This is a genomic window from Flavobacterium sp. M31R6 (assembly GCF_013284035.1).
GTDB lineage: Bacteria > Bacteroidota > Bacteroidia > Flavobacteriales > Flavobacteriaceae > Flavobacterium.
Map to the genome: position 1 here is coordinate 540,215 of NZ_CP054141.1, position 16,929 is coordinate 557,143.

The 16,929-nt window shown below is 34.0% G+C and carries 12 protein-coding genes; 9 read left to right on the forward strand and 3 right to left on the reverse strand.

The window, feature by feature from the left end; genetic code table 11:
• The first annotated feature begins 193 nt into the window (after positions 1 to 193).
• The 4 genes from HQN62_RS02270 to HQN62_RS02285 all read left to right on the forward strand — a co-directional run bounded on the left by HQN62_RS02270 (position 194) and on the right by HQN62_RS02285 (position 6,376).
• Positions 194 to 754, forward strand: a complete 561-nt coding sequence (locus tag HQN62_RS02270; protein ID WP_116796595.1) for an OmpH/Skp family outer membrane protein — start codon at positions 194 to 196, stop codon at positions 752 to 754.
• A 102-nt stretch (positions 755 to 856) separates the two neighbouring features.
• On the forward strand, positions 857 to 3,130 hold the full coding sequence (locus tag HQN62_RS02275; protein WP_173503160.1) for a helix-turn-helix domain-containing protein: 2,274 nt from the start codon (positions 857 to 859) through the stop codon (positions 3,128 to 3,130).
• Positions 3,131 to 3,539: 409 nt separating this feature from the next.
• Positions 3,540 to 5,234 carry a S41 family peptidase gene (locus HQN62_RS02280; RefSeq protein WP_173503161.1) on the forward strand — a complete coding sequence of 565 codons (1,695 nt, stop codon included), beginning with the start codon at positions 3,540 to 3,542 and terminating at the stop codon, positions 5,232 to 5,234.
• Between the two features lie 791 nt (positions 5,235 to 6,025).
• Complete coding sequence (locus tag HQN62_RS02285; protein WP_173503162.1) at positions 6,026 to 6,376, forward strand: S41 family peptidase; 351 nt, start codon at positions 6,026 to 6,028, stop codon at positions 6,374 to 6,376.
• A gap of 99 nt (positions 6,377 to 6,475) precedes the next feature.
• Here HQN62_RS02285 and HQN62_RS02290 read toward each other — a convergent pair whose 3' ends face one another.
• Positions 6,476 to 6,706 carry a hypothetical protein gene (locus tag HQN62_RS02290; protein ID WP_133243377.1) on the reverse strand — a complete coding sequence of 77 codons (231 nt, stop codon included), beginning with the start codon at positions 6,704 to 6,706 and terminating at the stop codon, positions 6,476 to 6,478.
• A 519-nt stretch (positions 6,707 to 7,225) separates the two neighbouring features.
• Here HQN62_RS02290 and HQN62_RS02295 point away from each other — a divergent pair.
• From HQN62_RS02295 to HQN62_RS02310, 4 genes are all read left to right on the forward strand, one after another.
• Positions 7,226 to 10,663 carry an APC family permease gene (locus HQN62_RS02295; protein ID WP_173503163.1) on the forward strand — a complete coding sequence of 1,146 codons (3,438 nt, stop codon included), beginning with the start codon at positions 7,226 to 7,228 and terminating at the stop codon, positions 10,661 to 10,663.
• Between the two features lie 117 nt (positions 10,664 to 10,780).
• A complete protein-coding gene (locus tag HQN62_RS02300; protein WP_173503164.1) occupies positions 10,781 to 11,575 on the forward strand; it encodes an LOG family protein in 795 nt (264 codons plus the stop codon).
• A gap of 60 nt (positions 11,576 to 11,635) precedes the next feature.
• Entirely contained in the window at positions 11,636 to 12,172 is a 537-nt protein-coding gene (locus tag HQN62_RS02305; protein ID WP_173503165.1) for an NADPH-dependent FMN reductase, read from the forward strand.
• A gap of 87 nt (positions 12,173 to 12,259) precedes the next feature.
• Positions 12,260 to 12,823: a TetR/AcrR family transcriptional regulator gene (locus tag HQN62_RS02310; RefSeq protein ID WP_173503166.1), complete on the forward strand. Its 564-nt coding sequence runs from the start codon at positions 12,260 to 12,262 to the stop codon at positions 12,821 to 12,823.
• Between the two features lie 45 nt (positions 12,824 to 12,868).
• On the opposite strand, the gene HQN62_RS02315 is transcribed toward HQN62_RS02310, so the two are convergent.
• Positions 12,869 to 14,125, reverse strand: coding sequence for a DcaP family trimeric outer membrane transporter (locus tag HQN62_RS02315; protein ID WP_173503167.1), 1,257 nt, complete (start codon positions 14,123 to 14,125; stop codon positions 12,869 to 12,871).
• A gap of 489 nt (positions 14,126 to 14,614) precedes the next feature.
• On the reverse strand, positions 14,615 to 15,613 hold the full coding sequence (locus HQN62_RS02320; protein ID WP_173503168.1) for an HU domain-containing protein: 999 nt from the start codon (positions 15,611 to 15,613) through the stop codon (positions 14,615 to 14,617).
• A gap of 204 nt (positions 15,614 to 15,817) precedes the next feature.
• On the opposite strand from HQN62_RS02320, the gene dprA reads away from it, so the two are divergent.
• A complete protein-coding gene (gene dprA, locus HQN62_RS02325) occupies positions 15,818 to 16,918 on the forward strand; it encodes a DNA-processing protein DprA (protein ID WP_173503169.1) in 1,101 nt (366 codons plus the stop codon).
• Positions 16,919 to 16,929 lie beyond the last annotated feature (11 nt).

Below are 16,929 nucleotides of genomic sequence, written 5' to 3' on the forward strand. Positions count from 1 at the left end.
CTAATGTTTTAATTTGCCCCTCAAAAAGCTTCTATAGGACTCGTTTTTTATAATAATTTATTATCGTTTTATTTTTTTTAATAATTTAAATTTATATCAATAAAATAGTAGCATTTTTGAAAGTTTTTATCAATACTATCTATTTTTTTATATTTTTGTCATCCATACATAAAAAAACTTGAAATACACCAAAATGAAGAAAGCATTATTACTTATCGCAATTTCAATATCACTTGTAGCTTGTGATAAAAAAGAAGAAGTTAAAGGAAAGGAATTCAAAACGGCTTATGTTGATACCGCTGAGTTGATGAAAGAATATACAGAGACTAAAGATTTAGAGGCAAAATATAAAGGAGTTGCTGCTGAAAAAGGAAGACAGTTGGAAGCTGAGATCAATAGATTCAAACAAGATGCGGCTAATTTTCAACGTAATGCTCAAGCAAACGGTCAAGAATGGGCTCAAAAGAATGGCCAAGAATTGCAACGTAGAGAACAACAATTGGCTCAAGCGCAGCAAGGTTTGCAAATGCAATTACAACAAGAGAGCGGAAAAGAAATGGATTCTCTTGTAAAAGGAGTAAAAAAATTCATCAAAGATTACGGAAAAGAGAAAGGTTATGCTTATATCTACGGTACAGGTGATGCAGCATCTATTTTGTATGCTGAAGAAAAATACGATATTACTAAAGAAATAGTAAAACTTTTGAACGAAAAATACAAATCGACTGCTAAAGCAGAAGAAGTTAAGAAGTAATTTTTACTTTACATAAATTTATAAAACCTTCATCTTGAACAAGATTGAAGGTTTTTTTATTTTCGATATTTTCATATTTTAGCTCTTTAAATTACACGCCAAATGCAATCTATATCTGAAGCCGCAGCATATGCTCTCCGTTTTATCAATCAAACGCATCAATCCGTTTTTCTGACCGGAAAAGCAGGAACGGGAAAAACCACATTACTTAAGGAAATTATTGCAACCACTCATAAGAATACGGTGGTGGTGGCACCTACGGGAATTGCGGCCTTGAATGCAGGCGGAGTTACGATTCACTCGATGTTTCAGTTGCCTTTTGGCGGGTTCATACCAGACAATTCTGCCCCCCAATTTTCGGATACAACCAAGTTTGAAACGAAAGCCACTTTGCGTAGGCATTTCAAAATGAGTGGTCAAAAACGGGCGGTCATTAGGAATATGGAATTGCTTATTATTGACGAAGTGAGTATGTTACGGGCCGATTTGCTGGACGCTATGGATTATATGATGCAAACGGTTCGTAAGAAATCGGCACCTTTTGGCGGTGTTCAAGTATTATTTATAGGAGATTTATTACAGTTACCGCCTATTATTCGTGACGAAGAATGGCGAACATTGCGGAATTATTACAGAGGGAAATTCTTTTTCCATTCGCATGTTATCCAGCAGTATCCGCCGTTGTATATAGAATTGTCCAAAATTTATCGTCAAACTGACGACCGATTCATTTCGGTTTTGAATAATTTGCGTAACAACGAGATTACGGCCACCGATATCCAAATGCTTAATGAATTCGTAAAACCCGATTTTGACCTGAAAGCCAATAAAGGTTACATTACTCTGACCACGCATAATGTCAAAGCCGATGTGATGAATGCGCAATCGCTCGAAGATCTCGAAGGAAGACAAACCACTTTTCTACCCGAAATCACTGGTGATTTTCCAGAAAAAATATATCCCGTAGATCCCAATTTGCAGTTGAAAGTGGGAGCGCAGATTATGTTTGTCAAAAATGATTTGTCGATGGAAAAGAATTATTTCAACGGAAAAATGGGAATCGTGAAAACGATGACTTCCAAAGAAATTTGGGTGCATTTTCCTGATGAAGACAAAACCATCGAAGTCGACAAGTACGAATGGCAAAACATTCGATACACCGTAAACGAGATGACCAAGGAAATAGAGGAGGAGGTTTTGGGCTCGTTTGTACATTATCCGATCAAATTAGCTTGGGCGATTACCGTTCACAAAAGTCAAGGATTGACTTTTGATAAAGCTGCGCTTGACGTATCGCAAGTTTTTCTGCCTGGACAGGCATATGTGGCATTATCGCGTTTACGTTCCTTAAATGGGCTTGTTTTGCTTTCTCCGTTGCGAATGAATGGTATTTCAAACGATCAGGATGTGATGGATTATGCGGAGAACAAAGCAACAGAAGAAGCTTTGGCGAATGCTCTAAAACGTGAAACCAAAAATTTTATTGGTAACTATCTGAAAAACAGTTTCGATTGGAATGAGTTGGCGCAAGAATGGCGTAACCATCAATTCAGTTACAATGAAGATGCCGAAAACTCGGCCAAATCGAAACACCGCACTTGGGCAAATAACCAAGCCGGGGTGATTTGGCAATTGCTTGACCCATCATCTAAGTTTTTGTTGCAATTGGACAAACTGTTCCACAACGAACATTTAGAATTCAACCATATTTCAGATCGCATCAACGCCGCTTTCAATTATTTCATGAAACCCATGGACAAGCTGGTCTATGAAATCCTCTGGAAACTTGAGGAAGTAAAACGTCTCAAAAAAGCCAAAGCCTTTTATGACGAATTAATAGTTCTTGACGATTTACAAACTAAGGCTGTGCTTCAATTGATGAAAGCTAAATTAATGGTAGCCACTTTGGTAAAAGGAGAAACAATTTCGAAAGAAAAGCTGACTTCCCCAGAAATCAAGCAATACAAAAGCATCAAAGTCGAGCGCGTCAGTGAAGATTTCAAGAAAGCCAACATCACCCTAATCGAGGACGAAAAAGATGCAGAACGATACGGATCCAAGAAAACGGCAACTAAAGAACCCAAAAAATCGACAATAGAGGAAACCTATGAGCTATGGTTACAAAAGAAAACGGTAAAGGAAATTGGCACCATTCGCAAGTTCACGCAGGAAACCATTTTAGGACATCTGACCAAGCTAATACAAAGCAAAAGAATTACTGTCAGCGAAGTATTTTCGGAAGATAAATTGGCAGCGCTCACAGAGGCTTTTGAAGGCTACAAAGAAGAATCGGTTTCGCCATTAAAAGAAAAATATGGTGATAAATTCTCTTGGGAAGAACTCCGAATGTTTAAGGCCAGTTTGAATCTTCATTAGAACTAAGATTTTCAGCATTATTTGGGTGTGCTCTCGTTGAGAAAAATGGGCCGGCTATTCAAACCGCTTATTCGGCCCATTTTCTCAACGGGGTCGGGCTATCACAAGCGCTATGGTGCCTTGTTCAAATGAAATTCACTGAACTCCAATGAAGATAAATATTTAGTGAAGTAATCCCTCACGTTCTATCACAAGGTATTAGGGAAAGTCATTAAGTTTAGTATTGGAAAGAAAAAATGTTTTTTGTAAGAATTATTAAATATATTTGAAAATTCAATTTAGTCATTTTTTTAAAATTGCATACATTTTACGGAATTTTCGGCCATGCGAATATTTCTCAGGATATTGCAAACAGAAAATCCTAAGTGCGAAATGCAATTTATAATTTAATACTCTTCTAACCTACAAAATGAAAAAAATCACCCTACTACTGCTCTTAGTCCTTACACAAATTGTATTTGCCCAAACAAAACTTACTGAAAACCAAAAACTTGCCGCCACCTGTAAAGTTTGGGGCTATTTAAAATATTATCATCCTCAAGTAGCCAGTGGTAAAACTGACTGGGACAATCAACTTTTTGATGTGTTGCCTAAAGTTGAAAAGGCGAATACCAAAGATGAGTTTTCATTAGTTCTGGAAAATTGGATAAATTCTCTGGGAGAAGTAAAAGCAATCGCACCAATCACTGTACCAAAAGATGTTGAATATTTTGATAAAAACTTCGATTTATCATGGCTTAACAACGATAAATTGTTTTCAATAACTCTTTCAAAGAAATTAAAATTTATTGAAGACAATCGATTTCAAGGCGAGCAACATTATGTTGGATTTGATTCTCGTGATAATAGTTTTGTTAAAAACACAAATTTTGATAAACTAGATTATAGTGATAGAAATTCAAGAATTCTAGCCTTATTTACATATTGGAATGTGATAGAATATTTTTTCCCATATAAATATCGAATGGATCAAAAATGGGATAAAACTTTAGAAGAAATGTTACCTGTTTTCATTGAAGCCAAAAATGATGACGCTTTTTATACAGCGTTCCAAAAATTAACGGTTAAGCTCAATGATTCCCATGCTGTATTTCATAAATATAGCACTGGTAATGCAAATTTCTTGCCTTTCAACTGCAAAATTATTGATGAAAAAATGGTTGTTACAGAAATAACAGCAGACGAACTTGCAAAAGCAGATGATATAAAAGTTGGGGATGTTATTACTAAATTCAATGACAAAACAATTAAAGATTTTGTTGCGGAAAACAGGAATTTAATTAATGGGTCAAATGAAGCTGCATATCTTGGTAATTTGATGAAATTTGGTGTTTACGGATATTCGGACAATGTAAAACTGGATTTTCTGAAAGACGGAAAAACTATTACAAAGACTATAAATTGGTATGATTATAATAATGCCCATAAAAATGAATTTAAAAAAGGAATCCAAAAGGGAAAATTTAAAATGCTGGAAAACAATATTGGTTATGTAGATATGGGAGCTCTAAAAATTAATGATGTTCCTGAGATGATCGAAAAATTGAAATCAGCCAAAGCGATTGTTTTTGACATTAGAAATTATCCAAACGGAACTTATATTGATATTGCGAATTTTTTGAATTCTAAAGAAAGAAATTTTATAATGTTTACAAGGCCAGATTCACTTTATCCTGGAAAATTCATTTGGCATGGACCACGACCTTGTGGCTCAGAAAATAAAAATAATTACAAGGGTAAGGTTGTTGTACTGGTTAATGAGGAATCTGTAAGTCATTCAGAAGAAACAGCAATGTGTTTTCAAGCGGCTGATAATTGTACAATCATTGGTAGCCAAACGGCTGGAGCAGACGGGAATGTAAGTAATTTCGAGGCTATAAAAGCAGTTTTCACTAGATTTTCAGGAATTGGAGTTTATTATCCTGACGGACGTGAGACACAAAGAATTGGTATTGTTCCAGATATTGAAGTAAAACCCACTATTCTTGGTATCCAGCAAGGTAAAGACGAGGTTTTAGATCGCGCTTTACAATTCATTGAAAGCGGAAAGGAAACTAAATTAAAAACAACTCTAAACATAAAAAATGAAACTTTTTTAAAATAAAAAAAATTGCATTTTTATTACTCATAGTTCTTTCACAAAGCATCTTTGCAAAAACTAAAATAAGTGATACCCAAAAACTTGCTGGCACCTATAAAGTTTTGGGAAAATAAAGTTATTACGGAATAATAGGTAATTGACCAAAAAAATAGGCTGAATATTGATTCAGCCTATTTTTGTTATTTAATTGTTTTTCAATATTTTAAATCTATTGAAGTGTTTTTTATCCTCTTTGAGCGATATATTTTTTATAATAATATAGTGTCGCGAATGTTACTATGTTTAAAATAATAGCTAGTGACAGGATTGGATTAAATTCTATTGTTTTTTCAACATTTTTAATGTTCTTAGTAATCTCGCTTACTGCCATCACTAAAAATGAGGATATGCTAACATAAGCATATAGTAGGAATACAGATTGTTTGGTAGTTAAATTATTGGTTTTCATTTTTTTGGTTTTTTTGTTCAATAATTACTTCAAAAATATTTTAAAGCTTTAAAATTAAGACTTCTACAAACATAAATTAATGGTATTGCTATTAAAAATAAATCTGCTAAATAGCATAAAAATCGGATTAAATTACGAAAACATTCTTTTTTTAGTAATGAAAAAAATCTCTATTTTAGATTAAATTCAAAACGTAAATAATATTATCGTTACTATTTATCATTCTATTTTAAAGTTGTAAAACCTACAATTGTTAAGCAAGAAGAGCATCCACTCTTAGTTCTATACAAAACCAGGTTTAACTTATATTGGAAGATTCAAAGGATTGAACCACAATCTTGTGGTTATGAAAATAAAAACAATTTTAAGTGGTAAATTCGTTTTTCTGCTTAATGAGGAAACTGGAAGCCAATCAGAAGAAATGACAATGAGTTTTCAAACTGCTGATGATACAACCATTAGTGGCTGTCAAAACGAAAGCTCAGATGGGAATGTTAGTAATTTCGGATTAATAAAGGAAGTTTTCACAAGATTTACAGGAGTCGGAGTTTTTTATCCTAATAAAAAAGAAGCGCAAAGAATCGGTATTGTTCCAGATATTGAAGTTAAGCCGACCATTCTGGGCATTCAGCAGGGGAAAGACGAAGTTTTGGACCGAGCTTTACAATTTGTTGAAATTATTGAAAGTGGTAGATAAGACATAAAAAAAAGAGGCTAAATTATTGATTTAACCTCTTTTTATATTTTCAAAGCACTTTTGTTTATATCAATCATAAGAAATGGGGAATTTAGAATTCTAAAAGTTGTGATGATTTATATGGGAGTTATGTCTTTTTTTGTAATAATACAAGGATATAAATACGATCATATTTGAAACGATTAGCAGTGACACAATTGGATTGAAATCTAATGCTTTTTCAAGACTGTCTGTTATTTTGCTTATTAACATCAATACAAATGTAGAGATGCTTACATAGGCATAGATTAGGTAGAGGGACTCTTTGATAGTGATTTGATCTGTTTTCATCTTTGTTTGTTTTAAGTTAGTTATATACTCATCATAGTAACCAATAAATTATTAGTAATAAGACTGTTATAAATTTAAGCCAATGTAATTAGCATTAAAAATAAATCTGACCAATGGCTTTATAATCCGATAAAAGAACAAAAAAAAAAAGGACGTCAATTTAATCTTATTTTTGAGATTAAATCTACGATTAACAGATGATAATTTATTCGGAATTACTTTAGATTTATTTAGTGTCATTTTGTAATTATATGACAAATTCGACATTTCAAACAGGCATTGACAATGAAAATCCACTAGGCTTTAAAAACAGTTTTTGTTTTAAAACACTTAAAATGAATTATTTATAAGTGTAATTTTTAACATTTAAGATATTTTTTCCTAATTTAGCTACATTATGAGGAAGCCAATTCTCTGATTTAGCTATTTTTTTATGTAGCAAAAGGAAACGTTTTTAGAATTGCACCCAACTTATACTATTTCGGATATCAAAATGCTCTATAAATAAACTTAAAATATATGAGTCTTTTAACCCCTTTTTTCGATAAGCTAAAATCACATAATTATTCAATCATAACAGCCATAATTATTGGCATCATAACAGGGATATATCTCCTGATTATTGTGCCAAATAATGAGATAAAAGAAGATGCAAATAACTTGGCTGTTTTTAAAGGAATTGAAAGACAGTTAAAAGGGTTTTTTGATGATAAGGTTAAAGAAATAAGTCCCGAAATAAGGGATAGTATTATAGCCAAAAATCGAAAACTGAGCAATGATTCAGTCTTCATAGATAAAATAGAAATAGTTCGTTTGGATAGGGTTGATTCTATTCGAAAAAAACTTCAATTGATTAGAAAGATTAATTTTAAAAAAAATGGAGATTTAAAAATAATAGCGACAGTAACTGATACTGTTCAATTTGATTTGGATGAATTTATCAAAAGAGTTAGTACTTCCTCTAATTTTAACTCTTTTTTTATCTGCCCTGTAACTCTTTCAGATGTCAATGAAAAAAACGGTAAATGTTTAGCCAAGGATGTTTTAATTTCCCAAAATATCAATCTTAAGGATGAAGACAGTTTGTGCTTTTATAACAGGAACAATGGTAATATTACTTTTAAAAAGTCAGACAAAAGATATTATACCAGCCAAATAAAAATCCCGGACACCAATTTTACTTTGTTTGTAGCTGCAGGGATTAGTTCTTCCTATTTTCAATCCAATGTACAATTCATAAAACCCAATCTTTTAATTTTTAGTCTGTTATTGATAGCTATTTTGTTTTTGAGTATCTGTTTCATTAAGCCTGTTGTAAGCAGTTACAAAGAGCGGCTTTCACAAATGGATCTCATTACTGTTGCCTTTTCTACAGGTGCATTAATTGCGTTGTTTGTCATTTTTGGAATGGTTGGATTTTGGAAAACGACTATTTCCAACAGAAATAAATCTGATTTAAAACAATTAGTGGAACATATTGACCTATCGTTTAAAAATCAAATTGATACCTTACAACATTGGAAAGGAAATCAAATTCCAAACGATATAAATGGCTCTAAATTTCCTTACAGGAAATTATATTTGGTGTCAGATTCCAAAGTCAGTATGATTAACGGAGATTCAATAGTGGACAGTATTTCGTTTTCACCAAAGAATAAAATACTGAAATTAAATGCCAAATCTTTTAACAAAGCGGATAGCCTCGAACAAATAAAATGTTTAGATTCCTATTTTTGGATGGATAAAGAAGGTCTATTAACGGCAAGTTTGAATAAGGATAATATTAGTTTTCCGAGAAAATATAACGACAGGAAATATTTTAAATTACTGCAAAATAAGGAAATAGACACGATATTGACGGGTGTTTTTTCAAGGGAATCTGATGAATACCAATGGATTTATGCTGAAAAAGATGTTAAGAAAAACAATGGTTTTGGTTCTGAAAAGTCCGCAATAAAAGGAATTGCTTTTCGCGAACATTTCTCAAAGGAAATCAAACTGCCACCGGATACGGATTATTTGCTTGTCGACAGGGAGGGTTTTGTTTTAATGCAAAATAATCCCAATAAAAACCTGTACCAAAATGTACTTTCGGGATCGCACAACAATCTTATATTGGCAAGTATTTTGGCGGGTTGTAATATCGAAAATTTCAGAATGGATTATGAGGGAAATGAATACCAGGTATATGCAAAAAAATTAAGTGTCCCAACGGATCTTCCTGTTTATATTCTGGGAATGCGAAATTTATCGTATCTAGATTATTTGAGTTTGTTTACATTTAATAATGCCTTCTTAATTACTGTTCTATATGGATTTTTAATAGTTTTATTTACTTTGATTTACTCATCTCTATTTTACAGTGGGCGATTGGGATTATTTTCACGACATCATTTTTACTATCTGTTTCCCGATAACAGCAGGAAAGAAGAATATCAAAATTTATTTGTTGTCAACATTATTTGTTTTTGTACAGCCTTAGCTGTTTTTTTCTTTTCCTCGCCAATCACAGCGCTATATTTTTGTTTTTTGATAGGTATTAATATCACGTTCATCAATATAATTGTTTTAAACATTAGGTGCAGTAAATTCGAAAATTCGCTTTTAAAGTTCTATTTGTTAGTGATCTTTTTAGGTTTTGTTTTCCCGTTGCTGTTATTATATAAAGATCAACTGTATTTGTCTTTTATTTTTGTTGTTGGATCTCATTTAGGGTTAATTCTGTATTATAGAAATTGGAGGAACTGGAAAGACATAGACAGTAATGCCGAGATAGCAAACGCTGTTGCTAAAAACAAAGGGGTTCAACGAAAGGTTTATTTAAAATTCCTGACGTCTGGTCTGATTAATTATTTTGTGGTTTTCCCTTTCATACTTGTTTGTGCTTTTTACTCGAATGAAATAAATGATTACGCAAGATATTATTGCTCACCATCCCAGCCACAAAGTAAATTTGCTAAACACAAAATTATTAGTGCATACGGATGCGATTGCAAGCCGCAAACTGTTTTCGAATTGGGTAAAAATAACGAAGGTGTCATTCACAAATTAAACTTTGGTTTCGAACAACCAACTATGAGTGAGGTTAATAAATACACATTTAAGAAGTTGCACCGAAATTTTTATATCAAAACAAACACTATTCTTTTAAACGGAGGTTCGAATTTATTCTACTTTATTTTGTGTTTTACCCTGATCTTGTTATTGTCTAATGCGTTATTGAATTATTACAGTAATCGATTTTTCTTCTATGAACTGATGCAAGCTTCTTATGAAGGTTATTATCCCTGCAAAAAGAATCTATTTGCCAATGAATATATTTTTATCCCGATGGTCAATGATGAGGATTTAACCAATATGATTCAGAAAGACATGACCAATCCTAGTTCCCCAGATGCAGAAAGTGTGTCAGATCCCAATTGTCCAGACAGGATAATACCACTTGAAAAAGTTTTTGAAAAGGATAATAACAATGAAGTTCTTCCTTTTTTAAAAATGGAATTTATTTTAAACTCAAACCTTAAAAATTTTGACAAGGCTTACTTAAAAATTTGGGATTCTATTCCAAATACTGAGATGCAAAATGTACTCTATGATTTTGCCCAAGATCACTTTTTAAATTATAAAAATAAAGATATTCTTATGCAGTTAATGGATTTGGGCCTAATTAATCACGATAAACTAACGGGTAGATTAAAGGTCATGAGCTATAGCTTTCGGGTGTATATCATGTCAAAAAGCAAGTTGGATACAGAATTCGTTAAACAATTTGAGGATGAAAGTAAAAACGGCACTTACGACAAACTAAAATTGCCAATATTGATTATAGCAATAAGCTTTTTGGTATTATTAATGTATCTCAATAAAGACAGTTACGAGAGAGTGATGATTATGGGAAGCAGCATCGGTTCAGTAATCCTTTTGGTCAATAAGTTTCTGGATTTTGGAAAAAGTTAGTTTAAATTTATTTTTTTAATTTTTGATTAAAGCTTTTAAAATAGAAGCTTTAATCATAGACGATGAGTTTACTATTTTTTATATCTTAGATAAAATTTCACTTAAATCAGCAACAATATGTGTGCAAAAAAATCAGAAAATTTTAAGAGATTAAGTCAGGAAGAATGGGAAGAAGCTTGGCAAAAACATTGGAAAAAAGCACAATTGGACTATGAACTTCCAATAATAGAGTCGGAAGAGTATAAGTTTTTAAGCGAACAAAGAACTGCCGAGAAGGAAAAGGAGCGACTTGAAAGAATTACAGCAGAATTTGAAATGGGGTTTACCAAACTAAGTCAGCTAGGTCCTGCAGTAACCATTTTTGGATCAGCGAGATTCAAGCCGGGAGATCCTTACTACGAATTGTCAAGAGAAACCGGAAATGCGTTTGCAAAAGCTGGCTTTACTGTTTTGACAGGAGGTGGCCCCGGTGCGATGGAAGCCGCAAACAGAGGCGCCAAGGAAGCGGGAGGACCTACTTATGGACTCAATATCATTTTACCCAAAGAACAACAGCCAAATCCGTATGTTAATGACAGTTTTGAGTTTAAATATTTTTTCGTTCGAAAGGTGATGTTAGTAAAATATTCTTGTGCATTTATTGTTATGCCAGGAGGTTTGGGTACCTTGGATGAACTATTTGAGGCGGCAACATTGATTCAGTGTCACAAAATTGGTCCGTTTCCACTTATTTTGGTTGGAGGAAAATTTTGGAAAGGATTACGTGATTTTGTGGGATTCATGATGGAACAAGGTGTATTTTCTTCTGAGGAAATTGGATTTTCACGTATCGTTGAAACTCCGCAAGAAGCGATCGATATGGTTTTATCCAGCTTGCCGTCCGATTTCAAGAACTCTTTAAAACCATTGTAAATGCTTGTTAATAAAGCTGCTTTAAGAGTATAAATCCCTTCTTTTGATTAATAAATATTTATGCAAAACAATAAAAGAATACTTGCCATCATTGGAAGCACCAGAACCAATTCGTCTAATCTTAAGCTTATTCAACATTTTGGTGCATTGACAAGGGATTTATATGATATTACCATTTTTGAAGGGTTAAGTGGATTGCCTCATTTTAATCCAGATCTCGACAATGAAAACCCACCGAGTTCGGTAGATGAATTTAGGAAGCTTATCTCGAATGCTGACGGTTTACTTATTTGTACGCCGGAGTACGTTTTTAGTCTGCCGGGAAGTTTGAAGAATGCAATAGAATGGTGTGTTTCTACTACTGTTTTTTCCCAAAAACCAATCGGGCTGATTACGGCGTCTGCTTCTGGAGAAAAAGGACATGAGCAATTGCAATTAATTATGAAAACGGTTGAAACCAAATTTAATGATGATACTACATTACTCATCAGTGGGATTAAAGGAAAGTTCAATGAACAAGGAGTATTGATTGATATAGAAACTATTCGTCGACTCAATTTACTTGTTAGCGGTTTTAATAAACTTTTAAGCGATTGAATTTAAATGTATTATTTCTGTTTTCGTTAAAGTTGAATAAGATGAATTTTTATTTATTTTTGTGACTGATTAGTCAATCTATATGTAATGAACAAAAAAGAAATAATTTTAGCTACAGCACTTAGGTTATTTGTTGAAAATGGTTTTCATGGCACAGCAACTGCTAAAATTGCCCAAGAGGCAAATGTGGCCACAGGAACGTTATTCAATTATTTTCGAACAAAAGAAGAACTTATTGTTGTGATATATCATTCAATTTTAAAAGAAATGGATGATTTTATTGTCGAAAGAATGGAATCTCATTCGATTTCCAAAGAATCATTTCAATCGTTGTTTACTGCAACTCTTTCTTGGAGTCTTGAGAATCCCATTCATTATCAATATTTGCAGCAATTCAATCATTCTCCTTATTTTAATGTTATAGAGAAAACTATTGCCAGTCAGGACGAGCACCCACTTTTCGTTCTAATTAAAAACGGAATTGACATTGTTCTTATCAAGCAAATGCCGGTTTCTTTTATCTACTCTTTGTTTGCTGCTCAAATCAACGGTTTGCATTATTATATTATTTCGAATGTTTTGAGTAATGATAAGCAATTGGAACTTATCTCGGAAGCTTTCGAGATGTTGTGGAAAATGATTGAAGATTAAGTAAATATGATTGTGACTGATTAGTCAGTTTGTATTTTTAGTTGGCTATTTGTTTTTATAGAAAGCAGTGTTGAAGCTATATCTAAACGAAAACTGTAGTTTGACATCGTTTCCGCTATTGCCTTTTGCTGCTGGAAGATTAAATTGTGGATCGCCTTCAAAGTCATTGTTGTGGCGCATTCCCCATTGTAGTTCAGGTCCTAAAATGCAATTTTTGACTGGGGAATATAGAAGATTGAAACTGGCATATTGTCCCGTTTTATAAGCGGTTGATAACTGAGATTCGGTGGTATTGTTATTTAGTATTGAGTACCCAATTGCCGTACTGAATTTTTGGTTCCAATAAATGTCAAAATAGGTGACCACTCCCACCATTGGAATCGCGACTCCCTTTATCGGCGCAATTGCGTTGTCATATTGTCTTTTGATTCCAATATCTGCATCCGCGTCATTCATGTAGTTTTGGATGCCGGCTCCTGTTGTCAATGCACCATGAAAAATTACATTATTGGCGAGTTTTAAGCGGCTGGTAAAACTCAAGCCCCAACCGACAGCGCTACCAGACAAGTCGTATTGATCTGTATTGTGGTCTTCCCATTTGATGCTTCGAACGATACCCGCCAATTCTAAATATCCCCAACTGCTGCTGTATCGGTATTCTGCAGTTAAATCGGGTACAGAAAATCTAGCTTTGACACCATCAAGCAGTGATGCATATACAAAGTCTTCCCCATATTGTCCCTGGTCTGCCGTGGCTCCTGGTCGTTCAAGTGCAATTGCCAACGAATGATTTTGGTTTGAAATTGGGGTATAGCGTATTTGTACATTTCGAAGGAAAGGTAAGGCATTAGGACCCATAAACTCAACGATATTTGGATAGACATCGGTATCGGTGAATAGACTGTTGGTTTGACCTGCTCCAAATTTGCCTAATTCGCCATAAGCATGTTTAAGGCGGAAAGCGGTGTTGCCAACTTCTTTCCCCATTCCAAATAAATCAAATTCAAAATGTGTTTTGATTTGTCCCAAGGGCGTATCGAAATAGTTTTTTATGCCAAATGTACTCTGCCGTACGCTCATAAAAAAGACGCCTTGGCTTTGGTATTCATTTCCCTCTTTGTCCAAAATCTGGGTGGGACGCATAGTGTCATACCAATCGGGATTCATTCTTCCAAAATCATAGCCGGAATCCATCTGTATAAAACCAAAAATTTCCATGGTTTTGTCTGTTCCGGCGTTTTGGGCGTTCAGACCGCAGTAAAACAATAAAATAATCAGAGTAGCGTATCTTATTTTTATCATATTTTTTGGTTTTAAATAGTGATTGAAATACTGCCGTTTGATTTGTAAAAAACGTCAAATGAGAGGGGAAACAAAAAACGATGGTTTTTACTTATCAAATTTAATAAAAACTTTATAACTATTTTAATTACAATAGTTTATATTCTGTTTTTTCAATTGGACGATTTATTTAAAACGCAGCTAATAGAAGAAACCAATAATTTACGCCAGTTTTTTTGAAAGCAAAAGCGTTTTGAACTGTTGGAAGTGACAGCGAACGGTATTAAGTTGAGTTCAGTTTAAGTTTTAAGACTGCTTTTGTTTGATTTAAGGCAATTTTAAACCACAGACAGCTTCTTTGCTTGTTTATGGTAAAAACTAACGAATAAGCGCTAATTTTAGTTTTTCCGTTAAATCGAAAAGTAATATCGACAGAAAATAAAAAATCACGAAAAATACCGTTTTGATTCGGGTTTGTTCGTGATTTTGAGTATTAGAATTTAGATTTTTCTACAAAGATTGAATCAAAATCCAAGCTTCAGGATTATCTGTTTCTGTTATGGAGTCTTTTTCTTTTTCCGCTTCCGCAAAAGTAGCGTAGCTTCCGTATAAAACTGGGTATAGCCCGTTTTTGTTAATTCCCAAAACTCTTGCTTTAAAACCTTTGGCAATTAATTGGTTGTATCTTTTTTGTGCATTGGCTTCGCTTCTAAAAGCGCCGGCCATAATGTGATAAGGCATTTTTGTTTCTACTTCTTTCTCGGATTTCAAAGAAAGTGTAACGGCAGGAATTGGCGTTTGTATGAAGAAAGTTGCTTCCTGAATTTTATGTTGCACTTGTTTTTGAACGGCTGTTTCCACCAAAACAGTTTCAGAAGCTATTTGATTTTGATACATCGGATAACCGATAGATCCAGCAATTGCCAATCCGATAACGAAAACAACGGCATATTTTAGGTAAGGGCTTCTTTCTCTGGTTTCTGGTATGAAATTGAAAACAGGTTTTTCTTCCTCGATTACCACTGATGCAGCTGCAGATACAAATGTTGATTTTTCAAATGTTAATTCCGGTTTAGGAAGAGCTGCTTCTCTTTTCACCGCAGGCGAAACAAAAGAAGTCAATCCGAAAGATTGAGCCAAATAATTGGTCTGTTCGTTGGGTGTGAAAAGAATATTGTTCTCGGCAGTCAAAGTCAGAACACCGATATTTTTTATCGAAAAACTACGATTCTCCTGTAGTGTTTTTTTCCAGTTCAAAACCTCATATTCGATAGCGCTTACGGCATAATCGTATGAAGTTTTTTCCGCTTGTGCGATATGATTGGCTAATAACCCATCATTGTTTTTGATGTGCGTATTAAAGGAAATCACCTTTTTTGGAGGGAAAAAAGAATGGGTATTTTCAAGCAGTTGAGCCGATTGAATTTCGGTCAAGAACGCTCCAAAACCAGGAACAGTTACACATTGATAACGGTATAAAAGTTGCGCGATATAAAGTTCTATTTTCATAGTAGCAAAGTTATACAACGGGAATAGTTATCAAAATTTTATTCACAATTTTTATTAACAATTTGCATATGTAAGGTTATCAGTGTTTTATGTTTATGTTTTTGTTCGTTGAAAATTTAATATGTCCCTATTTTTCAAAAAAAGTGTCGAATTTTAATTTTTAACCTTTTTGATTTTCAAAAAATTGTCTTATAATTGTAAGATATGTCAGAAGAAAATAGATTTTACGAATTGGCTTTATTGCGGGTAGAAGGAGTTGGGGATATTATGGCCAAAAAGCTGCTCACCCATTTTGGGACTGCCGAAAATGTTTTGAATGCCAAAGCCTCACAGCTTGCCGCTATTGATGGGGTAGGTTCTGTTTTGTTGAAAAACTTTAAAGACAAAACCATTTTTGATAAAGCTGAACGGGAGCTGGATTTCATTCAAAAGAATAATATTGAAGTACTTTCTTTTCAAGATGAAAAATATCCAGAACGTTTAAAACACTGTATTGATGGCCCTGTCTTACTTTTTTCCTCCGGGAATATTGATTTGAAAAACCGAAAAATCATCAGCATTGTCGGTACGCGCCAAATAACGTCTTATGGAACTGAATTTTGCAGAAAACTGATAGAAGATTTGGCACCCTTGGATCCGATAATTGTCAGCGGCTTTGCTTATGGTGTCGATATCGTGGCGCACCAACTGGCGATGGAGCACGATTTGCAGACAATTGGCGTTGTGGCTCACGGTTTGAATCAAATTTACCCAAAACCACATAAAAAATACGTTGCTAAAATGGAGCAGAATGGCGGTTTTATGACCGAATTCTGGAGCACTTCCAATCCTGATAAGGAGAATTTTGTTCGACGAAACCGCATAGTAGCCGGAATGACCGAAGCCACAATCGTCATCGAATCAGCCGATAGAGGCGGTTCGCTCATCACTGCAAATATGGCCAACGATTACAATCGAGATGTTTTTGCAGTTCCGGGACGTACCACCGATAAATACAGCCAAGGATGCAATAATTTGATAAAAACCCAAAAGGCAAGTGTTCTTACTAGTGCTGCCGATTTGATTTACAATCTGAATTGGGATATCCAGGAAAAAACCAAAGCCGTTCAAAAGCAATTGTTTGTCACGCTTGATGATGACGAACAGAAAGTGCACGATTATCTTTTGAAAACTGGTAAAGAATTGATGGACATCATCGCTTTGAATTGTGATTTTCCCATTTACCGTATTTCGGGTTTACTGCTCAATATGGAATTGAAGGGCGTGATACGGCCTTTGCCAGGGAAAATGTTTGAGGCGATTTAACGCTATTACAG